The sequence below is a fragment of the Pedobacter glucosidilyticus genome, assembly GCF_002483235.1.
Taxonomy (GTDB): domain Bacteria; phylum Bacteroidota; class Bacteroidia; order Sphingobacteriales; family Sphingobacteriaceae; genus Pseudopedobacter; species Pseudopedobacter glucosidilyticum_B.
The window spans coordinates 120,130-142,478 of the sequence record NZ_DLHN01000021.1; the positions used below are offsets into that span (position 1 = coordinate 120,130).

The window sequence follows — 22,349 nt, forward strand, 5'->3', positions numbered from 1 at the left end:
CGTAAATGGTCGCATATTTGTGGCTTACAAATAAACAAAAAGAATTTTTGAATCTTGCATTTTTTATAGCCAAAAGGCTTTCCTTTAAAGCAGAGCGTACATTTTCTAAATTGATTGTACGTATTGCCATCCTAGGCATAACGCTTGGTTTGTGCGTAATGTTATTGGCTATTGCGATTATGAAAGGTTTTAAAACCGAAATAAGAGAAAAAATAAGAGGTTTTAATGGCGATATTCAAATACTTAAATACGATTTAAATTCTTCTTACGAGAACTCTCCTTTTAATCTGGAGCAACAGCATTTAAACCAAATCAAACAGCTTCCTCAGCTAGCTGTGGTAGATGCTTTTGCTACAAAGCCTGGTATTATAAAAACCGATGACGAGGTAGAAGGTGTTGTTTTTAAGGGGGTTGATAGCACTTACCATTGGGATAATTTTCAAAAAGTTTTGATGCAAGGGAAAGTTCTGGATTTTACAAAACCCAATCATCAACAACAGATTTTAATTTCTGAATTGGTTGCCAAGAAACTAAATTTAAAAGTTGGCGATAACTTTTTGATGTACTTCATTCAGGAATCTTTACGTAAACGTAAGTTTGAAATTGTTGGTATTTACCGTACTGGAGTAGAAGAAGTAGATAAGATTTTTGTTATTGGAGATATGGATTTGGTGAGGAGGTTAAATAAGTGGGATGATAACCAAGTTGGAGGTTATGAGCTAAGAATTAAAGATTTTAATCAGCTAGATGAAGCTAGTTACGCCGTAGGCGACGAACTGCCCCCACAACTTAAAGCTGTATCTGTAACAACTAATTTTCCCAGTATTTTTGAGTGGCTTTCTTTACTTGACATTAATGCACAAGTGGTTTTGGTTTTGATGTTGATGGTGGCTATCATCAATATGATTTCTGCTTTACTCATCATTATCCTAGAACGTACACACATGATTGGCTTATTGAAAGCTTTGGGCGAGTCTAATTGGGGTATCAGAAAGATTTTTCTTTATAATGCGTTTTACCTGGTTGGTTTTGGTATGTTAATGGGGAATATTTTTGGACTAGGTTTAGGCTACATACAACAACAAACCCACTTTTTTAAGCTAGATGAAGCTTCTTATTACATGAGCTTTATCCCTATACAGTTTGAATGGTTAGATATTGTACTCATCAATATAGGAACATTGGTAATTTGCTTAGCCGTTTTAATTATTCCATCTATGTTGGTCAGTAAAATCTCTCCGGTTAAAGCTTTATCATTTAAATAATGATTTATTTAGGTTTAATCTGAAACTTACACCACTCGAGCCAATTTCTAACCTTTCATTACCTACTGTTCTTAAAGGATATTTGATAAAAGGTTCTATCGCTAAAGACGTAACATTTTTTACCGGAATATTAATGCCCACAGAGAAATTTAAAGTACGGGCAAGCTGTAAATTTGAAAATAAGTTGTTATTATTTTCCTCTTCTAAAACAATGTTATTGGTTTCTACGCCTGTGAAACTATAATTTACAACCGAAATATTATTTAAATAACGCTCGTTTAACAAGGTATACGAGCTAAAACCGCTGCTGATAAACCAGTTTATCTTTTTCGAGCTAGAAGTGTATTTGACCTGTAAAGGAATATCTATACCCACCAACCTGGCATTAGAAAAATTTTGTGTAACTACTGCAGCCACAGCGTTGGTAAAAGCTTTTTCTGTAGCCGTATTATTTTGCTGAGGATTGTTACTGATAAAAGCTGCTGTTTGCTTATTAAGGTTAAAACCAGAGCTTATACTAAACTTATTAGACAACCTGTACTCAGAAATAATTCCTATAGCTAAGTTTAAATCTTCATTAACACCTTCTTGTGTAAAATTCATGAAGGTAGAAGCATCTAAACCTAGTCTCATTTTTTTTAAAGTTTTAAATGGTTTAGCAATAGGATTTTTTACATCTCCTGTATAAGCATTTTGTGGTGTAGCAGCTAAAGCCAGAATAGAAGATGTTTGACCATTTGATGTGCGATGGTTTCTATCAGCCGTGATAACTTCACTTGTTGGTGGAGCAAAATCTACCGGAGTGATGCGATGCTGTGTAAGCTGCGTCATGAGGCTGATATTTTTAGCACTAATTTCTACCGGAGAAGCTGATGTATCGTTTAAGAAAAAATAGTCATCTACCACAAAATTGCTTGCTAAAGCCATAGAGGCTTCTGGATGAGCTTTCGGAGTTTTAATAAAAGTTTCTCTTTTCTTTATTTCATTTTCTGATACTTCAATGGTTTGATTATCCATCGCTATTTCAATTTCTTTTGAAACTGTTTTATCTTTAAGATGAATATTTTTAGAAGGTTTTTGTATAATATTTTTACCTATTTGAAGAGGTTTTAACGCTTCTTGGTTTTCTATTTGAACCGTGATATTCAATAACCATAGTATAGCTAATGCAGCCGCCATACCGCTAGGTACACTCCATAATAAAAAGGCTCTTAACTTTTTACGCTTTACTTTTTGTTGATATTTTTTCCAGCCGTCATCAGCCATTTGATCATGGTAAACATCAAATGTATCTTTTATATGATCTCTCAGCTCCTTATCAAATTGCTCGTTCATAATTCAGATAAAAGTGGTTATTTACTAGTTTTCTTAATTTATCTTTCGCTCTAGATAAATACACCCTTGAGCTACTGGAAGGGATGTCTAAAATGTCTGAAATCTCTTCATGCGAATAGCCATCAATCTCATAAAGGTTAAAAATTAACCTGTGTATTTCTGGTAATTCATCCAATAATTTTAAAATATCCTGTGCATTTATTTTAGAGATAATTTGGTTATTGGCTGGTTTCTCTTCGGCATATTCTATATCTAAAACCGTAGAATGTTTAAGATTTTTTCTTCTGCTATCTATGGCCGAGTTTACTACAATTTGTCTAAACCAAGGTTTTATCAATCTTTCATTTTCAAAAGTTTTAATGGTTTTAAACAATTTAATAAAAGCATCATTAACAGTTTCTAAGGCATCATCACGGTTAATACAGTAACGTAAAGAAATACCCATAGCATAGGCATAAAAGCGCTTATAAAGCATTTCTTGTGCTTTAACATCGTCTTTCCTACATTTTATGATAAGCTCTTGGTCGCTTAAACTGCTATAAGGATGCTTCATTTTTATTTTTCCAGTTTATAAATGTAGCTGGAATTTCCGTTTAATCTAGTGAGTATTAAATATTTATCTTGATTAGTGATTTCAAATGTACCGTTGAAAATGAAACTCCAATCAAAATCTGCTGTCCAAAAGTTTTCATCTCTAAAAATAGCTTGATTACCTTCTACACTAAAAGAGCCGCTGCCGCCTCTCATGGGCGAGTTTAAACCAGGTATAAAACTATATTTACCATTTTTTAGCTGGAGCACAAAAGGACTAGGCTCATAACGATAAGAGCTATTTTGAATGTAAAAAACACCTTTATAATCTTTTTCGAGGAGCTCTACCCGACTGGTTTTTTCACAGGCAGCAAATCCTATAAATAAAACAAGAATAAGACTGAAAACAGTTGATTGCAGATTATTCAAATACATAAAAGCGGTTTTATACCACTACTTACGTATGCTTTCTTCTTACTGATACACCGTTATCAAAGTTTTTTTGCTTCATTCCAAAATACATCCATTTCTGCTAACGACATATCTTTTAAAGATTTGCCCGTTTCTAAAGCTTTACTTTCTAAATATTGGAATCTTTTAATAAATTTTTTATTTGTTTTCTCTAAGGCGTCTTCCGGGTTAATGTCTAAAAAGCGGGCATAATTGATGAGTGAAAACATCAAATCACCAAACTCATTTTCTGCTTTTTCTTTATCTATTGCATGTTTATCTGCAATATTAAATTCGTTTTTGAACTCTTGAAGTTCTTCTTCAACTTTTTCCCAAACTTGGGTTTTATCATCCCAATCAAAGCCTACACCACGGGCCTTTTCCTGAATTCTGGATGCTTTAATTAAAGCAGGCAAGGATGCAGGTACACCACCCAGAACAGATTTATTTCCTTCTTTTAGTTTAATTTTCTCCCAGTTTTGCTTTACCTCTTCTTCTGTTTCTGCTTTGGTATCGCTGTAAATATGCGGATGTCTGTTAATTAATTTTTCACAAATACCATTTAATACATCAACCATATTAAAATCATGAGTTTCTGAGCCTATCTTGGCATAGAAAACCAAATGCAACATCAAATCGCCCAGTTCTTTTCTAATTTCTTGCATGTCTCCTTCTAAAATAGCATCAGAAAGTTCGTAGGTTTCTTCTATGGTTAAGTGCCTTAAGGTCTCCATGGTTTGCTTTTTATCCCAAGGGCATTGAGATCTTAAATCATCCATGATAGCTAATAACCTTTCAAAAGAAGTTGCAGGACTGTGCTGGGTATCAAATACGTTCATGGTTTAATACTTGTAAGTTAAACCCACTCCATACTGTTTAATAATAGTTTGATGGGTTGGGTGAAGCGCAAAAGGATTTCTAGAAAATAAATAGGTGTCTAATTGATGACTGCCTTTTTTAAAGTTGTAAGCTAAATAAAGATTTTCTAACCTTATGATTTTTTCCTCAATATCAATTTGTCTTGTTGGGCTTGATAGAGAAACTGTTTTATAATTAAAATCAAAACCGTAGAGCATATTAATTCCCAAATTGAAATTTTTATAGTTTAAACGATTGTTGAAGCTTCCAGTTTTATAATCATCAACCATATTAGGTTGAGGGATATAATCTGCGTCAATCTTACTATTATACCAATTAAAATTTAAAGTAGTATTCCATTTAAAATTAGAATTTTCAAAAATTACAGACTCTAGGTTAATGGATTGCAATACACTAGAGTTGATTAAAACATTTGGAATATAGACGATTTCAGAAAATCCTGGTAATAAAATATTATCTATAGTAGGATATTCAAATTTCGACCAATTATAGGTTAAAGAGTTTTTTTTGTAACTAATTTTTGCTGCTGCTTGGTAATAATCTAAATTACTTTCACTTTTTTCGAATGGAACTAAAAAGTTATAATTCAAATTTATAGGGCTTGTAATTAAACCTCTAGATACTCCTGTCAACTGAGGATTATTGTTTAAAGTAATATTTCTGAAATAAGATGAGTTTAATAAGATTTGCAAATCTTTCTGTTTGATAGGATAAAAGTCTAGACCAATAAATGGTGTAGGTGAATTTTTTTTATAGGATGGATTATTTTTGTTAAAATCAAACAGCCATGCATTTCTAAAAGCTAAAAGGTTTTTATAGTTAATTTCAAGATATGGTGTTAAGTAGGATGATTTGAAATTTGCTGTGGCTGAATCTGAACCTCTAGATGATAAATTATTATTGAAATAATTAGTAGTGCTCGTGTTTTGATCATAAGAGTTTTTTGCAAGCTCTAAATCTATAGCTGTTAAAATGCTAAATAAATTCGTTTTTTTAGTGTATGATAAATGATTTCTTAATCTTAATGATTCAAGTTTGGCATCTTCTAAATATAAATTATTTGAATTATAGTTTGTCATTTGAGAAAATCGCTCAATATTTATATCAAATGCTGATTTATTATAACCTAAAGAAAGTAAGTTTTGGAAACCTATTTTGCTTTTGTACCTGATATCAACACCATTTTGAAATAAATATTGTTTACCTGTGTTTTTTGATATACTGGTTTGAGAGTAATCAAAGTTGGAAAGATTACCTTGGGTATCTTGTTCTTGTTGAAAATAAGCGCTATTGAGGCTAATATCAAAATTCTTATTTAATGAATATGAAAATAAAACATTTGCCAGGGGTGAGCTTATCGAAGGCAAACTAGAAGTAAAGCGTCTTCTGTTGTTAACAAGGTTACTATTAGATAAACTAGTAAATTCTGGGTTCTTTTGTTTACTAAAAGCACCAGATATTTTGAATGTAATTTTATCTGACGAATAATTTAAAGAAGAATAGTACTGCTGGTTAAATTCTAAACGAGTACTATCTTTAGAAAAATTAGAATACAAAGATTGAGTTGAAGTAAAAGGATTATTAAAAGCAAATAAACTCTGCGGTTTTCTGTTTTCATAATCTTTAAAAGATAGTTGAGTAGAAAAGTTACCTGACCACCCTTGTCTTTTTTCCTTTTTAATTTTAATGAGAAAGATTGGCCTACTTTGTGTATTCCCAAAAAGAACTCTAGCACCTAGATTTTCAATTAAGCTAATGCTTTCTATATCAAACAAACTATAAACCGATATATTATTCATGATAGAACCTTCTACAAGATATAATGGTTCAAAGTAGGGTTGTGTAGTTATATTGCCTAAGAAAAATGTTTTAATGATATCATCAATATTATCAATAGGTAAATTTCTAAAATCTTTACTTTCGATAGTTTTGGAGATAATTAAATCCTGATTTAGAGTTAATCGCCCGACATCTAGCCTAGAAGTATCCTGAGCAAATAAGAAGGAGCTACTAAAAAGTAGCAAAAAAAGTAGATGTTTCAACTATAGATTTTTTTGTAAATATAAAATTTTAACAAGAAAAATGAAATATTACGGTATAACCTTTGATAGCTATAAACTATATCCACAATTTATGAAAGACATGAACCAAGAACCCATTCATCTAAAAATAAGATTAGATGGTGAAGAAACTCAGCTGAATGCTAAAAAAGAGGAAACTACTGATGGAATTAGTTTTTTTAAAATAGAACAGCAAGGTAAACTCATTACGCAAATAAGAAAAATAGATAACAAGTGGGAACAGCTTTGGGGCGATTTAAATCAACAACAAATTGATGAAATAGGTACAGCATTAGATAGGGAAGAAGATTAGTTTATACAGAATATAGAAATTTAGAACCTCCGTAAATTTTCATTACGGAGATTCTAAACTTGATTTGTTTAAAAAAAATCAACCCCAAGTAGGAAACTGTGTTTTATTTAAATCTAAAGCGGTAATAGTGGCCATATCAGCTTTGCTCAGTTTAAAATCAAAGATGTTGAAGTTTTCAATGATATGTTCTTTTTTAGAACTTCTAGGGATAGCAACAACGCCTCTTTGGTAATGCCATCTTAAACTCACCTGAGCATTTGTTTTATTGTATTTTTTGCCAATTTCGGCCAAAACAGGATTGGTAAATAGACCATTTCTACCTTGGGCAAATGGGGTATAGGCTTCCATTTGAACCTTATTTTCTTTTGAATCTTTATAAGTATCTACCTGATGGAAAAAAGCATGAGATTCTACCTGATTTACTGTAGGGATAATTTTAGCTTCTTTCATGAAATCTGCATATTGGGCAGGTGTAAAATTACTGAGGCCAATAGCTCTTATTCTACCTTCTTTATAAAGTTCTTCCATCATCTTCCATGAGCCTTTAAAATCTCCTCTTGGGCGGTGGATGAGGTATAAATCCAGATAATCAGTACCTAATTTTTTTAATGAAGTCTCAAAAGCAATTTTAGATTTTTCATAGCCAGAATCGGTTACCCATACTTTTGAAGTGATGAAAAGTTCTTCTCTTTTAATTCCGCTTTCTTTAATAGCTGCACCTACGTATTCTTCATTTCTATATAAAGTAGCAGTATCAATTAGTCTATAACCTACAGCAAGTGCCTCCGCTACGCTTTGCTGACATACAGATTCTCTTAACTGAAAAGTTCCGAAACCTAATACAGGCATTAAAACACCATTATTAAGCTTTACATTTGGTACTGATTTAGTCTTTAACGGAGGGTTTACAAAACCGTATGTATCATCACTTAAAAAAGGAAGCATTAAGGCAGAAGCAGCAAACAATGCACTTTTCTGAATAAAAGCTCTGCGTTGTATATGATTTTCTTTTTCTTCTTTCATGTTAGTCATCAAATTGGTTCATAAAATAATTGATTTGCTTGTGTGAGCAATAACAAATCAATAGGCAATTTATAGCAATTCTATATCAAACCGTTATACTTGATGAGCAATAAGATATGGTAGATTGGCATTTTTTTCTATTGATTGATTTTGTATCAGTCACCAGTTCTAAGTTCTTTTTCGATTTCATTAGCCTTCCGCCTTCTGCCTTTAGCCTTCTGCCTCTTCAGCTTTTCACAGCTCTTAACATCTCACGCTTTCCTGCTGCTCCAGGGGCTTTTTCTATTTTCATGTTAAGTGATTTCATGATGCGTTTTAAATCGCCTGTGATGGCATAAGTAACAAACACACCACCTGGTTTTAAAAAAGAAATGGTTTTAGTGATGGCTTCTTTGGTCCACATTTCTGGTTGGTTAGAAGATGCAAAAGCATCAAAATAAATCACATCAAAAAGTTGTGCGCTAGAGAAGCTTTCTAGTGGAATAGGTGCAATATGAAGCTCACAAAATTCATTTAAAGCAACAGGCTTTTGTAAAGCTTCATCATATAATTTGGTAAACATCCCCCAGGTATTAGCAGATACAATTTCTTGGTAAGCTGTTTCTTCAATCAAACTTAAATTAAGTGGATAAGCTTCTATACCCACATATTGGAGCTTTATTTCTTTGCCTTTACAAAAATCAGCAGTTAGTAAGAAGTTTAAGCCTGTACCAAAACCAATTTCTAATACAGAAACTTCTGTATGTTGTTTATCAGCCAGATAATAACGTAAACCAGAATTTAAAAATACATGGTTACTTTCTTGTAAAGCACCGTTTCGGCTATGGTAATTTTCTTTGATAATAGGATGATAGATGGTTTTAGAACCATCTGCTGTAGTAACAACTGTTAGCCTATCAGGCTCTAGCATATAACAATGATATTTAAATTAAAAAACTTTTGTGCCTCTTGATACCCATTTAGACCATTTCTTATTGTAGGTATGTACCTCAGAAGTTTGTACACCGTCTGATTTATATACAGGATATCCCTGATTGACCCATTCAAATATACTTCCATACAAATTAAAAACATTTTTATACCCGTTTTTAATAAGTTTTTCTCCTATTTTCTCGCTTCTATAACCTACAGAGCAATATACTACTATTGTAGCATCTTTTGGAATATCGTAAATATCTCGCATATCAAACCAGATATAACCTACATTTCGAGCGTGTTTTAAATGACTAACTTCAAATTCTTCTTTTTCTCTGGTATCTAATAAATACACATTCTTTAGCTGTTTTAAAGAATCAACAGTAATGAGAGGTACATGATGACTGTAAATACTATCTAGCATTTCTTTAAACTCAGGGTTTTTTATTTGTGCTGATATAGACTGTGGTAAAGCCAGCAGAAGTAAATAATAAAATTTTTTAAACATCATAAATTAACGCTACGACTCATATTTGCGTATAAATATACGGAAGCAAATACATTTTTGTTTGCCTGATGGCACAGGATTTTAATTTTAACTCCAAATAAAAAGCCGTTTATGAAATAGCTAAACTATATCATAAACGGCTTAAATAGCAAACACTTTGATTACCAGATTTTTATTCTATTTTCTGGTGCTTTATAAAGTTTGTCTCCTGGTTTCACATCAAAAGCAGTATACCATGCATCCATATTTACCAAAGGTCCAATAGTTCTGTATTCGTTTGGCGAATGTGTATCTACAATAATTAGCTGAGCTGCTGTTTCTGGTAAAGAACTACCTCTCCACACTTGTGCCCATGCTAAGAAAAATCTTTGATCTGGCGTAAAACCATCTATTTTAGTATTTGATTTTCCTTGCTCGGTCATTTTAAACGCTTCATAAGCAATATTTAAACCACCAAGGTCGCCAATATTTTCTCCCAAAGTTAATTTACCGTTTACTGGGATGGTATCTAACACCCTGTATTGATTAAACTGTTCTACCAAATCAGCAGATTTTGCTTTAAATCTTACTAAATCATCTGCTGTCCACCAATTCCGTAAGGCTCCATCTTTATCATACTGGCTGCCAGAATCATCAAAACCATGAGACATTTCATGCCCAATAACAGCACCAATACCTCCGTAGTTAATCGCATCATCTGCATTAGGGTCAAAGAATGGAAATTGTAAAATACCCGCTGGGAATACAATTTCATTCATTACTGGGCTGTAATAAGCATTTACGGTAGGGGGTGTCATTCCCCATTCTGTTTTGTCTACGGGTTTTCCTAGTCTGCTAATCATTTTTTGATAAGCCCAAGCTCCAGCATTTCTAACATTTTGGAAGTGCGTATCCGGCTTAATAACCAAACCATCATAGGTTTCCCATTTATCTGTATATCCAATTTTAGGTGTAAAGGCATGTAGTTTATCTAAAGCTTTCACTTTAGTTTCCTCACTCATCCAGTCTAAAGTTTTAATCCTTTTCTCAAAAGCTACAGAAAGATTATTTACCAATTCTTTCATTCTGGCTTTAGCTTCTGGCTTAAAGTATTGTTGTACATACAATTGTCCTAACAAGTCGCCAATAGTACCATCAGTTAAAGAAGACATTCTTTGCCAGCGTGGCGTTTGTACTTTTTGACCGCTTAAAACTCTTGAATATTCAAAATTTGCCTTTACAAAGTCTGAACTGAGGTGAGAAGCAGCATTTTTAATGATATTCCACTTTAGATAAGTTTTTAAATCAGCAACAGCTGTTTGGGTTAATAAGCTATCAGCAGATTTGAAAAATTTGGGATTGCTTACTAAAATGGTATCCTCTCCCTGAACTTTCATTTTAGCCAATAAATCCTTCCAATTTAGGTTGGGTGTGGCTTTAGAAAAATCAGTAACAGCAAACTTATTATAAGTTTTGTAAGGGTCTCTCATCTCTAAACGGCTCATTTGTGCCGCAGCGAATGATTTTTCTAAGTTAAAAACAGTAGTAGCATGTTTTTTAGCATCTTCTGCCGATGAACCTGTAAGTATAAACAGCTTTTGAACGTATTGGTTATAGGCTTCTCTAATTTTTATACTTCTAGCATCATCTTTAAGATAGTAATCTCTATCGGGTAGGGTAGTACCTCCCTGACTTAGCTGAGCGACCATTAGTTGCGGATTTTTTCTGTCTTGGGCAATGTAAAATCCAAAAACTGGAGATGCTATACCTTGTGTACGTAAAGTAGCAATAGCATGAATGATATCATTAGTGCTTTTTAAGGCGTCTATTTTAGCTAAATCTGCTTTTATTGGGTTATAACCCAGCTTCTCTATGGTTATACTATCCATAGCAGCTTTATAAAAATCTCCAACTCTTTTTTCTGGCGAACCAGCAGGCGCATTTGTTTTAGCCGCAGCACTATTTAAAATCGTTTTAACGGCATTGATATTGAAATCTCTCAATTCATAAAAACTTCCCCATCTGGTTTCTTTAGCAGGTATAGGATTATTTTTAACCCAAATACCATTGGCATATTGTGCAAAATCATCGCCTGGCTTCACACTAAAATCCATATTGGCAGGGTCAATAAATTTTTTTACTTCTTTTTTGCTCTTGTCATCAGAGCTTTTGGGCTCTGTAGCAAATAATGTTGAGGCAGCCATACTTAATCCTATGGCTGATAGGGCAATGCTGAATTTCATAATTCTGTTAGTTAATTAGCTGATTAAATTTACCTTTTACACCAACAAAATGTTTAAACATCAATAATTTTGTTACTAACGATTAAACCAGTTATAAATAAATCTTAAACCTGTTTTGGATAAAAAGGCATCAAGAATGTGAGCATTCATTCTTATTTTCATGGTGATACGAGATTATACAACTATTAACTCATGATACATAAAAATATTGTTACAGGGATGAATAGTGTTAAGAATTGATGAATAGCATTTGCTGATGATATAAATCTCATAAGAAAGCTTATTTTTGCGGCTTATAAAGATTTCTTTAACAAATATGAGCATTTCTAAAACCTACAACCCTAAAGAGGCAGAGGCAAAGTGGTACCAGTATTGGCTAGATCATAAATTCTTTAAATCCGTTCCGGATGAGAGAGAACCTTACACTATAGTCATTCCTCCGCCAAATGTTACTGGGGTTTTACACATGGGGCACATGCTTAACAATACTATCCAAGATGTATTGATACGCAGGGCCAGAATGAAAGGTAAGAATGCTTGTTGGGTACCAGGTACAGACCATGCTTCTATTGCTACCGAAGCTAAGGTTGTTGCTATGCTTAAAGAAAAAGGCATCAACAAAAAAGATATTTCTAGAGAAGAGTTCTTAAAATATGCTTACGAGTGGAAAGATAAATATGGTGGCATCATCCTAGAACAATTAAAAAAACTAGGCGCTTCTTGCGATTGGGACAGAACTGCTTTTACCATGGATCCTGCTTTGTCAGAAGCCGTGATAGATACTTTTATTCATCTACATAAACAAGGACTTATTTACCGTGGTGTTAGAATGGTAAACTGGGATCCTAAAGGTTTAACCGCTGTTTCTGATGAGGAAGTTATCCGTAAAGAGGTAAACCAGAAGTTATATTACATTAAGTATGCTTTAAGTCCGATGTCCGAAGACGGAAGTATGCAATCTGAAGAGTCTCAAATCTCAAATCTCAATACGCAATACTTAATAATTGCTACTACACGTCCAGAAACCATTATGGCTGATGCTGCAATCTGTATCAATCCAAATGATGAACGTTATAGCCATCTGCAAGGTAAAAAAGTCTTTATTCCATTAATTAATAAAGAGATTCCGATTATTACCGATGAATATGTGGATATGGAGTTTGGTACCGGATGTTTAAAAGTTACTCCAGCTCATGATTTAAATGATTATGAATTGGGTATTAAACACCATTTAGAGGTTATCGATATTTTAAATGATGATGGTACATTAAATGAAAAAGCACAAATTTTAGTAGGCGAGGATAGATTTATCGCTCGTAAGAAAATAGCTAAATTATTAGAAGAAGCAGGGCATTTAGAAAAAGTTGAGGATTATAAATCTCAAATTGGTTTTTCTGAACGTACCGATGCTGCCATAGAACCAAAATTATCCATGCAATGGTTCTGTAAAATGGCAGAAATGGCTGGTCCGGCTTTAGATTATGTGAATAATGGTGATATCAAACTGATACCAGATAAATTCATCAATACCTACCGCCATTGGATGGAGAATGTGAAAGATTGGTGTATTTCTCGTCAGCTGTGGTGGGGGCAGCAAATACCGGCTTGGTACGCACCTAACGGAGAAGTAGTAGTTGCTAAAACCGCCGAAGAAGCTTTACATCAGTTCAAAAATCTAAAATCTGAATTCGTAAATCTGACATTAAACGATTTAAGGCAAGATGAAGACGTTGTAGATACCTGGTTTTCTTCTTGGTTGTGGCCAATATCGGTTTTTGATCCAACGGTTTGCGGTCATCCAGAAGCTAAGGGTAATGCTGATGTAAATTATTATTATCCCACCAATGATTTAGTTACAGCACCTGAGATTTTATTTTTCTGGGTAGCTCGTATGATTATGGCTGGTCATGAGTTTAGAGGCGAAGTACCTTTCAAAAATGTTTACTTAACGGGTATTGTTAGAGATAAACTAGGCAGAAAAATGTCTAAATCTTTAGGAAACTCGCCAGACCCATTAGACTTAATAGAGCAATATGGTGCAGATGGGGTTCGTGTAGGAATGCTTTTATGTTCGCCAGCAGGTAATGATATCATGTTTGATGAATCATCTTGTGAACAGGGCAGAAACTTCGCTAATAAAGTATGGAACGCCTTTAGATTGGTGAAAGGTTGGGAAATTGATGAAACCTTACCAAACGTAAACGAAACAACTATAGCTTGGTTTGATGCTCGTTTTAATGAAGCTTTAGCAGAAATAGAGAACAATTTTAACCAATATCGCTTATCAGAAGCATTAATGGCTTCTTATAAATTAGTTTGGGATGATTTCTGCGCCTGGTACCTAGAAATGGTTAAACCAGCTTATCAACAACCTATTGATGCTGCAACATACAAAGCAACCCTAACTTATTTCGAGAATATTTTAAAGTTATTGCATCCATTTATGCCTTTCTTAACAGAGGAGTTATGGCATGATGAGGTTTTTGGCTCCAGAACATCAGCAGATTGCTGTATCATCGCTCAAATGCCAGAAAGTAAAGCGGCAAATGCTTCATTGCTAAAAGAGATAGAGGTGGTTAAACAAGTGGTGTCAGAGATTAGAAATATCAGAAATACCAAACAAATTTCGCCTAAAGAAGCTCTAAATTTAGCTATTAAGGTAAGTTCTGATATCAATTTCGAATCTTATAAAGCTATTATTGCTAAGCTGGCAAACATCAGCGAAATATCTTATACGCCAGATAAATTAAGTGGTGCTGCTTCTTTCTTAGCTGGCAGAGATGAGTTTTTTGTTCCTTTAGCGGGAAATATAGATGCTGAAGCAGAAAAAGAAAAAATCAATAAAGAAATTGTTTATTTAGAAGGCTTTTTAAAAGCTGTTGATGCTAAATTAAGTAACGAGCGTTTTGTGCAAAATGCAAAACCTGAAGTAGTAGCCAACGAGCAAAACAAAAAAGCCGATGCCGAAGCAAAAATCAAAATATTAAAAGAAAGCTTAGCTGCATTTTTGTAGTGATATAGTAGAAAGTACAGAGTAGAAAGTAGAAAGAAGCAATTATCAATAAAATGAGATTGCTTCTTTTTTTGGAATTAGAAAGTTAAAAATTAAAAATTCAAAAACCTTTAAAACGTCTAAAATAGATACAACTGGTAACAGGAAACTGGCAACTGATTTCAAATCAATCCTTCACTCATTCAAAAATCAATCAATATTAAAAAGATTGCTTCTTCGTTCCTTATCGCAGTGACCTAACCAACTAACAAACTAACCACCTAACCAACCAATGCCTAATGAACTACTCCCTAACCAACTAACTCCCGATAGCTATCGGGACTAACCAACTAACAACCCATCTATATGGTTAGCAGGTTTTAGTTCTTCTATGTGATTTCTTAAAAATTCTTTGATTTCCCAACGCTTGGTATCGCATTTTACATTGTCTAAACCAACGCGATAGGTTTCTCCGTTTTGATGGTGAAAAATAATAGCGTTAAAGCGAGTTTCAAAACCTCTTAAAGAAGTAAAGGATAACTTTAAATCTTGCTGCTCGATACCCGAGTTATCTTTTATCAGCAGAAATTCATCTGTGATTAAGATAAATTGGTTCTCCTCAATTTTAAAGATGTAATAGAGATGAAATACCAATAAGGTCACAATTGGGCTAATGGTGTAAACCAAATAAGAAAATAAATCCTTAATAAGCACCTGATTAAAAAATAATAAGCTGGTAATGATACCAATGTTGAGAGTCGTGAGATAGATTAAAATTTGATGCTTAGAAAGCTTAGGCTCCTTGCATTTGATGTAAATTTTATCACTCATGATTTATTGTTTAATTATCCGTTTATACGGAGTGATTCCATAAAGGTTATCCTCTCAAATAAAAAATCAAACGGGATAAATCATTATTTATGTATGTATAAAGGCAGTTCTTCTAAGAATTGATAAGTCTGGTTTACGTAATCCATCCTACAATAAGCATGTGTAATACCATTGGTAACAACCAAATAATTTACCTGATGAATCATGTTGTAACGGGCTGCTTGGTCAAAAACATCCTGATTTATTTTTACGTGAGTAGCCTTACATTCTACCAAAACATCGGCTTTACCATCTTTATCAAAAACAACAATATCAGTACGTTTCTTTAGTTGATGCAGGTTTAAACCGCCTTCTAGTTTGATTAAACCTTTAGGGTATTTTTTTTGGATGATGAGATATTGCACAAAATGCTGCCTCACCCATTCCTCTGGCGTTAAAACCAATTGCTTTTTCCTCAGCTCATCATAAATAAAAAGCTGCTCTTCTTTTTGAATAAGCTTAAAAGGGTAGGGCGGAAGGTTTAAGGCTACAGGTTTAAACATGCTGCTAAATTAGAACGAATTTTAAATATGCTGAATTATTTTGATGATTATAGCTAATTTCGTTCATCATGACGGCAGAAGAAATCATTAAAGATATTAAGGCGAGAAAGCTAAAACCTATTTACCTTTTGCATGGCGAGGAAAGTTATTATATAGATTTAATTGCTGATGCGCTAGAACAATATGTCTTGTCTGATGCCGAAAAGGGATTTAACCAAACCATTTTATATGGTAAGGATACCGAAGCTATACAGGTGATCAACGCCGCCAAACGCTACCCTATGATGAGTGATTATCAATTGGTTTTGGTAAAAGAAGCTCAGGAATTAAAATTGGATAAAGCTGCCGACCAGTTTCAGGCTTATTGCGAAAGGCCTTTGCCTAGCACTATTTTAGTGCTTTGCCACAAGTATGGAAAGTTTGATAAGCGTAAGAAAGTTTATAAAGTTTTAGAGAAAACAGGCTTAGTTTTCGAATCTAATACCATTTACGATAACAAAGTTCCAGCTTGGATAGAAGATTTTATCAAAAGCAAAAAGCATCATATAAATCCTAAAGCATCAGCACTTTTAGCAGAATATCTGGGGAACGATTTAAGCAAAATTGCCAACGAGCTAGAAAAATTAATGCTGAATGTGCCACAAGGACAAGAAATTACCACCAAAGAAGTTCAGGATAATATCGGTATCAGTAAAGAATTTAATGTTTTTGAGCTGCAAAATGCTTTGGCTAGAAAAGATGCATTAAAAGCTAATCAGATTGTCAATTATTTTGAGGCTAATCCTAAATCAAATCCTATTGTATTGGTGATGGGCAATTTAAATACATGGTTTACCAAGATTTTGAAGTACCACTATGTTCAAGATAAATCGCAATTGGCTAAAGAATTAGGTGTAAACCCTTATTTTGTGAAGGATTATGATTTAGCTGCTCGTAACTACAACTTAGGTAAAACATTTCAGGTGATTTCTCTATTGCGAGAATACGATTTAAAATCAAAAGGTGTAGCATCTACTGGTAATACAGAACATGGTGACTTAATGCGGGAATTGGTGTGGAAGATATTGCATTGATTGAGTTCTTTTAGAATCTTGATACTTAATATGAACTAAAATTGCTATTTATTGTTTTTAGTTTAAGTTGTTAATCTAATTTAGAAACGCTGTTTTAAAAAAATCAAAAAGAGTATTTAACTATTGAGATGATGATCTAAAATCTAAAGTCACAAATATGAGTTACACCTATTCTTGTTCTTCAATCCATTTAGCAGTCATTAATAAAAAGTCTAAACTCTTTTTATAATTCAACTCGCTATATTCTAGTCCTAGTACTTTAATATGATTATAATAATTACTTAATTTGATATAGTAGTTTTTCTCTAATTGAATTGTTGTTGCCTCTGGTCCAATTTTTTCAAGTAAAAACCATTTCTCTAACAGTCTTGCCGTTCTGCCGTTACCGTCTTGAAATGGGTGAATTTTAACGAATACTAAATGGATAAGCGATGCGTAGTAAAATATCTCATATTGATTAAGCGCTAACTTTAAAAGTTTTTCTATGTCTCTAAAAAGTTTTTCTAATTCATCATTAACCAATCTAGGTTCGGCTGCTACATACTCAATCTGATCATTGCTGTTTAAAACATACATTGGGTTTTGCCTGGTAACTCCTTGATAAGAAACAGGTAAAATATTTGTGGTAATAAGTGCATGAGCTTGCTTCAGATTCTCAAGATTCAAACGATTAGTGTCAATAAAGTCGTAAGCAGCGTACAAATCATCAGCCCTTCTGGTGTAATCTGGCTTGAATTCTACTTTTAGAAATTTATGCTTAAAATAGCTGTCAAAATCAATATCTTCTCCCTCTATCTTGGAGGAATAAACAGATGAAACAGATTTATAAAACTGAAAGTAATCTACAGGAATCTCATTCTTCTTAATCTTAGATAACTTATCAAGTGGTAATACATTAATGGCTCTTGTATAATCGTCTAACAGTTCACTATTAAGTATTTCAAATGTCATATTCAAAGATATGTAATTAAGCTTAATAGTGTTTAAAATGTTAGTTACACATTAAGGTGTTAGATAAGGTTTTAGATAAAGTTTTAGTAGGCGTCTTTAAAAAATATTATTCACAATTAGGCATTGTACTTATTCTATCCTCTTATTAAATCGTTTTATTCCAAATGATTTTACAGCAATTCCAAGATTCCATTCAAGGTATCCATTATCTAAATCAGGATGAACTTTTTTATAATCTGTAAAGCTATACCCAAGGGTTCCAAAAACAGACAAATAACCGTAATTTTTTAGTTTAAAATACTTGTTTAAAGTTGTACCAAAAATAAGCCCGCCAGTTTTATTGAAAGTAAATGCTTGATTCAATTCATCCTCATTAATCACAAAAAAAGATGTTTGATTGTATCCTGCATAGGGCTCAATAGAAATTAGTTTTTCAAAATCAAGCGAATATCCTACATAATAATCAAGTTTTATATTATTGAGTGTAGCGGTTGTTGGAAGCGTTTGTCCATTAAAATTCAATTCCTTTTTAGGGTTAATAGACCAAGGCTTAAATCTAAAACCGAAATTAAGTTTATCAACGGTAAGAAAGAAGTTAAAATTCGGCCCTCCGTGTTGCCCAATCCAGCTTGTTGTTTTATTTCCATAATAATAATTAGAAACGGCAATATCCATACGAAATCCAACTCTGGAACGTGTATGGCATTGCACCACTTTATAAGGTTCAATGTTAATTGTATCCTTTTTTTTAGAAAGATACTTCATTGAAATATAAGGCTCTATAACTAAGGTGTCTGTTGAACAGATTATTTCAGGAGTCCATATTTGTCCAAAAGAGTTTAAGTTGATTAAAATCGTTGATGTAAGTATGAAAAATAATTGTTTCACAGTATTCTAGTCAATAAACTGATGATGCAAAGTTTTTATGATTAGTATTCAATTGTTAATTTTAGTTTCTCGAACTCTTGTTTTTTTCCTTGTTTTCCGTTGTCAAAAATCAAATTCAGCCAATGTCTTGAAGACTCTATAAATTGAATTTGGTTTTGATGCTTAAAATTTTCTAAAAATGTTTTATCAGAAACTGATTTATACTCAAAAATTGCATTTGTTAAAACAGAAATATCATTTTTATGTGTTTTAGGTTCGTTGTCATGTTTATTTTCTCCTTTGAATGGCAATCTAAAAGTCCATGGTAAATCAGATTGGTCTTCATTTTTTATAATGTCAATTTCCATTCCTTGTGGAAAATAATCAGGTTGATATTTAAAGGCATTTTTAAAAATTGTTTCACTGTTTTCAGTGTTTACTATACATAGTCCAAAAGGCGAAAAATAGTTAGTTTTATATGCTGCTCTTTGCCAAAGCCCCATAGATTTAGTCTTGTCGCTAGTAATCTCATTTACATCATGCACCCACAAAATTTCTAAGAAAAAGTTGTCGAAATAAAACTTGCGGTTTGCAGTCCCTTGTCCTACGTGAACTCTGTTACTTCCTTCAGTTAATCCGAAGTTTACCAATTCGTCAGCACCCTTTCCATTAATGTCTGTAAAAATAAAAATATGGTCAATACTCATTGATTAGCATTAATGTTAGTATATGGTTTTTCTGCTGTCGTTGGCCATACGAATTATTTCACCTCATCAATCACCCTTTCCGGTGGGTTAAATAAATGCTGTTGTTTTCTTTTACATTCAGCATAAAATTGGTTATAAGCTTTTTCCATTTCTTCTACCTCATTTATCCCCTTGTATTCCATAAAATATACCCTGGCAACAGGTTTGAAATTTTCGAGGTAATCAAGCAGGGTAACGCCAAAAAAAACCTGAAGAGGTGTTTCTTTTATACGTTTAAAAATATAGTTAAGTCCGCTTCCAAAGTGAATCTTATTCAAATGCATAGAGTACATTCCGGCCTGAGGGTAAAGTCCCAACATGATGCTAGGATCTCGAAGTAATCCTGCTGCATAATTTAAAGATTCGATCATTTTCCTCGACTTTCTATCTATCGGAAAACAGCCAACATACTTTAGAAGTGGAAATATTTTTAGTTGTGACTCAACACTCATCGCTTTAAATTCCTTTTTTAAAACTGATCGGCAAACGCGGTGTAAAATTGCACCATCGTTATAGCTGTAATGGTTCATCAGCATTAAACAAGAACGGTCTTTTGCCACATTTAAATCACCGATAAATTTAATAGAAGAGAAATGACGCAAAACCCATCTTTCTACAATATTTGCAGCAATCCATTTTACAATTTTATTAGGAGGGTAGTCTTTTATCATTTTTAATATAAATAGTTTTTAATGGTATGTGTTGTGTGACGAGCAAAGATATTTTTTTTAAAATAATTAAAGAAATTGTCTGTTGATTTACAATTAAGTAATCTCCATGTACTAAATAAATTTTTTCAGGATAATAATCAACTTAATTTGATTATTTTTTATATAATTATAACGAAGTATTTTTACTTATATATATTTAACCTGGTTTATAAAATAATACGCTTACTTAATATCATTAAATCATACATGCCCATCATTAAATCCAAATATCGACCTCCATTTTATCTTTTTAGCGCTCATTTACAAACTATTGTGCCTGCAATAAGCTTTAAAATAAATCATAAGCTTTATACCACAGAAAAGTTAGAGACATCAGACGGTGATTTTATTGAGTTAGATTGGATTAAGGGTAGTCAAGAAAAGCTCATGATTCTTTGTCATGGTGTTGAAGGTAACTCCAGAAGTCATTATGTACAGCAGATGGCTATCCACTTTAGTAAACTTGGGTGGACAATATTAGCTATTCATGCAAGAAGTTGTGGTCGAGAAATGAATCGTTTGCCGCAGGCTTATTACGGCGGGTTTACAAATGATATTGAAACTGTGATACTAAAGTATGCAGAAAGCTATCGTTCTATAGTGCTTGTGGGTTTTTCATTAGGGGGTAATATGGTACTAAATTTTGCAGGCAGACACCATACACCACACAACTTAAAAGCTGTTATTGGTTTTTCTGTACCTTGTGAGTTAAGAAGCTCTGAACGGAAACTTGACGGTTTATATAATCGTATCTACTCCGTAAAAATTTTAAAGAAATTGAAGAATAAAATCCGTAAGCTGGAAGCAAATCATCCTGGTGCTTACGATTTAGAAAAGCTAGACAAAATAACCTCATTACAAGAATTTTCTGTTTATTTTACAGCACCTTTTTTTGGTTTTAAGTCTTTAGATGACTTTTATAAAGCAAGTAGTTGCTTGGAGGCTCTTTCGAATATCAAGATTCCAACCTTGTTGGTGAATGCCAAAAACGATCCTCTATTAACAAATGGTTGTTTTCCAGTGGAGATTGCTAAGCAAGCAGATCATCTATTTCTGGAAATGCCTAAGCGAGGAGGTCATTCTGCCTTTCCTATCTCTAAAGCAGAATCATGGATGCCTTTGAGAGTAGAAGAATTTTTAAAAGAGGTTAATTCAAAAGTATGTTAGTTATTGAATAGCTTTTTTTGAGAATATTTTATGATTAAGAAGTGGAAACTCTAAAAGCGAAATATGTTTGTAAAGGTTTACCGATGCCTTTTAATCATGGATGATTGAGTAGCTTTGATGTCTTCATCAACGGTTTTTTACACATGGTAAAACATAGCGTTTTTCCTGATGTTATCAGTCCATACATCATTTTTACTTTGATGATGAAATGAAGGAATTAAATTGTTTGTATAATATTTTAATACACATATAAAATGAATTATTGGTTAGTAAAGTCAGAGCCATTTAAATACAGTTGGGAGCAGTTTAATAAAGATGGTAGAACTTTTTGGGATGGGGTGCGTAATTACCAAGCCAGAAATAACCTCAAAGCCATGAAAGAAGGCGATTTAGTGATGTTTTACCATAGCAATGAAGGTAAACATGTGGTAGGTATTGCAAAAGTGGTGAAAGAGTTTTATCAAGACCCTACAACTGATGATACCAATTGGGTAGTAGTAGATTTGGCTCCGGTAGAAACACTAAAAAATCCGGTAACTTTAGAAACCATCAAAAACGACCCGTTTTTAAAAGATATTTCTTTGGTAAGACAAGGTAGATTATCTGTTATGCCACTCAAACAAAATGAGTTTGATAGAATTATAGAACTGGGCTCTTAAATACTTAGAGAGATAAGAAAACGTTAGAAATCAAAAAGTAGAAAGTACAGAGTATAAAGTAAAAAGACTTAAAAAGTTAAAAATCAAAAGTAAAAATTAAAAAGAACCTAAAGAGTAGATGTTTAGGAACTGCCTTTGATGTTAAACTAAGCCTCTCCGAAGAACAGAGACGGCCTATGAATATTTGGATTGAAGTCAAATAAATCTTTTGCATAAACTTTCATTTAGAACTAGCGGAAAACAATCCGACGAGTGTTGTAGAAACTTTCATCAAGTAAAACCATTCATACCACTCAGGATTGTAGATAAA

21 protein-coding genes are annotated in these 22,349 nt (G+C 33.0%); 6 read left to right on the forward strand and 15 right to left on the reverse strand.

Going from position 1 to position 22,349, the window contains the following annotated elements:
- Positions 1 to 47: 47 nt before the first annotated feature.
- Positions 48 to 1,265, forward strand: coding sequence for an ABC transporter permease (locus B2745_RS07110; RefSeq protein ID WP_304064717.1), 1,218 nt, complete (start codon positions 48 to 50; stop codon positions 1,263 to 1,265).
- On the opposite strand, the gene B2745_RS07115 is transcribed toward B2745_RS07110, so the two are convergent.
- Genes B2745_RS07115 through B2745_RS07135 form a run of 5 tightly spaced genes read right to left on the reverse strand, consistent with a single transcriptional unit; the run spans position 1,254 to position 6,502 of the window.
- Complete coding sequence (locus B2745_RS07115; protein WP_304064719.1) at positions 1,254 to 2,600, reverse strand: hypothetical protein; 1,347 nt, start codon at positions 2,598 to 2,600, stop codon at positions 1,254 to 1,256. The two genes, B2745_RS07110 and B2745_RS07115, sit on opposite strands and share 12 nt — an antisense overlap.
- Positions 2,584 to 3,153 (reverse strand): RNA polymerase sigma factor, encoded by a 570-nt coding sequence (locus B2745_RS07120; protein ID WP_026902574.1) that lies wholly within the window; start codon positions 3,151 to 3,153, stop codon positions 2,584 to 2,586. Before B2745_RS07120 ends, B2745_RS07115 begins: the two co-directional genes overlap by 17 nt.
- 2 nt (positions 3,154 to 3,155) lie before the next feature.
- Complete coding sequence (locus B2745_RS07125; RefSeq protein WP_304064721.1) at positions 3,156 to 3,566, reverse strand: hypothetical protein; 411 nt, start codon at positions 3,564 to 3,566, stop codon at positions 3,156 to 3,158.
- A gap of 56 nt (positions 3,567 to 3,622) precedes the next feature.
- The gene (mazG, locus tag B2745_RS07130) at positions 3,623 to 4,420 is read right to left on the reverse strand and encodes a nucleoside triphosphate pyrophosphohydrolase (RefSeq protein WP_304064724.1); all 798 of its coding nucleotides are present in this window, start codon (positions 4,418 to 4,420) and stop codon (positions 3,623 to 3,625) included.
- A 3-nt stretch (positions 4,421 to 4,423) separates the two neighbouring features.
- Complete coding sequence (locus tag B2745_RS07135) at positions 4,424 to 6,502, reverse strand: hypothetical protein (protein WP_304064726.1); 2,079 nt, start codon at positions 6,500 to 6,502, stop codon at positions 4,424 to 4,426.
- A gap of 40 nt (positions 6,503 to 6,542) precedes the next feature.
- Between B2745_RS07135 and B2745_RS07140 the strand changes: the two genes are divergently transcribed.
- Positions 6,543 to 6,833 carry a hypothetical protein gene (locus B2745_RS07140; protein WP_304064729.1) on the forward strand — a complete coding sequence of 97 codons (291 nt, stop codon included), beginning with the start codon at positions 6,543 to 6,545 and terminating at the stop codon, positions 6,831 to 6,833.
- A gap of 78 nt (positions 6,834 to 6,911) precedes the next feature.
- Here the strand turns inward: B2745_RS07140 and B2745_RS07145 are convergent, their stop codons facing one another.
- From B2745_RS07145 to B2745_RS07160, 4 genes are all read right to left on the reverse strand, one after another.
- Positions 6,912 to 7,856, reverse strand: a complete 945-nt coding sequence (locus tag B2745_RS07145; RefSeq protein ID WP_304064731.1) for an aldo/keto reductase — start codon at positions 7,854 to 7,856, stop codon at positions 6,912 to 6,914.
- Between the two features lie 226 nt (positions 7,857 to 8,082).
- On the reverse strand, positions 8,083 to 8,766 hold the full coding sequence (mnmD, locus tag B2745_RS07150; RefSeq protein WP_304064733.1) for a tRNA (5-methylaminomethyl-2-thiouridine)(34)-methyltransferase MnmD: 684 nt from the start codon (positions 8,764 to 8,766) through the stop codon (positions 8,083 to 8,085).
- 18 nt (positions 8,767 to 8,784) lie between these two features.
- Positions 8,785 to 9,282, reverse strand: coding sequence for a rhodanese-like domain-containing protein (locus B2745_RS07155; protein WP_304064735.1), 498 nt, complete (start codon positions 9,280 to 9,282; stop codon positions 8,785 to 8,787).
- Between the two features lie 158 nt (positions 9,283 to 9,440).
- A complete protein-coding gene (locus B2745_RS07160) occupies positions 9,441 to 11,501 on the reverse strand; it encodes a M13 family metallopeptidase (protein ID WP_304064737.1) in 2,061 nt (686 codons plus the stop codon).
- A 316-nt stretch (positions 11,502 to 11,817) separates the two neighbouring features.
- On the opposite strand from B2745_RS07160, the gene B2745_RS07165 reads away from it, so the two are divergent.
- Positions 11,818 to 14,514, forward strand: a complete 2,697-nt coding sequence (locus tag B2745_RS07165; RefSeq protein WP_304064739.1) for a valine--tRNA ligase — start codon at positions 11,818 to 11,820, stop codon at positions 14,512 to 14,514.
- 321 nt (positions 14,515 to 14,835) lie between these two features.
- Here B2745_RS07165 and B2745_RS07170 read toward each other — a convergent pair whose 3' ends face one another.
- Entirely contained in the window at positions 14,836 to 15,324 is a 489-nt protein-coding gene (locus B2745_RS07170) for a hypothetical protein (RefSeq protein WP_304064741.1), read from the reverse strand.
- A gap of 83 nt (positions 15,325 to 15,407) precedes the next feature.
- Positions 15,408 to 15,866: a type I restriction enzyme HsdR N-terminal domain-containing protein gene (locus B2745_RS07175; RefSeq protein ID WP_304064744.1), complete on the reverse strand. Its 459-nt coding sequence runs from the start codon at positions 15,864 to 15,866 to the stop codon at positions 15,408 to 15,410.
- A 68-nt stretch (positions 15,867 to 15,934) separates the two neighbouring features.
- Between B2745_RS07175 and holA the strand changes: the two genes are divergently transcribed.
- Complete coding sequence (holA, locus tag B2745_RS07180) at positions 15,935 to 16,939, forward strand: DNA polymerase III subunit delta (protein WP_304064746.1); 1,005 nt, start codon at positions 15,935 to 15,937, stop codon at positions 16,937 to 16,939.
- Between the two features lie 168 nt (positions 16,940 to 17,107).
- Here the strand turns inward: holA and B2745_RS07185 are convergent, their stop codons facing one another.
- The 4 genes from B2745_RS07185 to B2745_RS07200 all read right to left on the reverse strand — a co-directional run bounded on the left by B2745_RS07185 (position 17,108) and on the right by B2745_RS07200 (position 20,174).
- The gene (locus B2745_RS07185) at positions 17,108 to 17,890 is read right to left on the reverse strand and encodes a Fic family protein (RefSeq protein WP_304064749.1); all 783 of its coding nucleotides are present in this window, start codon (positions 17,888 to 17,890) and stop codon (positions 17,108 to 17,110) included.
- 129 nt (positions 17,891 to 18,019) lie between these two features.
- Positions 18,020 to 18,778, reverse strand: a complete 759-nt coding sequence (locus B2745_RS07190; RefSeq protein ID WP_304064751.1) for a hypothetical protein — start codon at positions 18,776 to 18,778, stop codon at positions 18,020 to 18,022.
- Between the two features lie 41 nt (positions 18,779 to 18,819).
- Positions 18,820 to 19,464, reverse strand: a complete 645-nt coding sequence (locus B2745_RS07195; protein WP_304064754.1) for a VOC family protein — start codon at positions 19,462 to 19,464, stop codon at positions 18,820 to 18,822.
- A 53-nt stretch (positions 19,465 to 19,517) separates the two neighbouring features.
- The gene (locus tag B2745_RS07200) at positions 19,518 to 20,174 is read right to left on the reverse strand and encodes a 1-acyl-sn-glycerol-3-phosphate acyltransferase (protein WP_304064756.1); all 657 of its coding nucleotides are present in this window, start codon (positions 20,172 to 20,174) and stop codon (positions 19,518 to 19,520) included.
- Positions 20,175 to 20,420: 246 nt separating this feature from the next.
- On the opposite strand from B2745_RS07200, the gene B2745_RS07205 reads away from it, so the two are divergent.
- Positions 20,421 to 21,380 (forward strand): YheT family hydrolase, encoded by a 960-nt coding sequence (locus B2745_RS07205; protein ID WP_304064759.1) that lies wholly within the window; start codon positions 20,421 to 20,423, stop codon positions 21,378 to 21,380.
- A 254-nt stretch (positions 21,381 to 21,634) separates the two neighbouring features.
- The gene (locus B2745_RS07210) at positions 21,635 to 22,039 is read left to right on the forward strand and encodes an EVE domain-containing protein (protein WP_026902557.1); all 405 of its coding nucleotides are present in this window, start codon (positions 21,635 to 21,637) and stop codon (positions 22,037 to 22,039) included.
- The last annotated feature ends 310 nt before the right edge of the window (positions 22,040 to 22,349 follow it).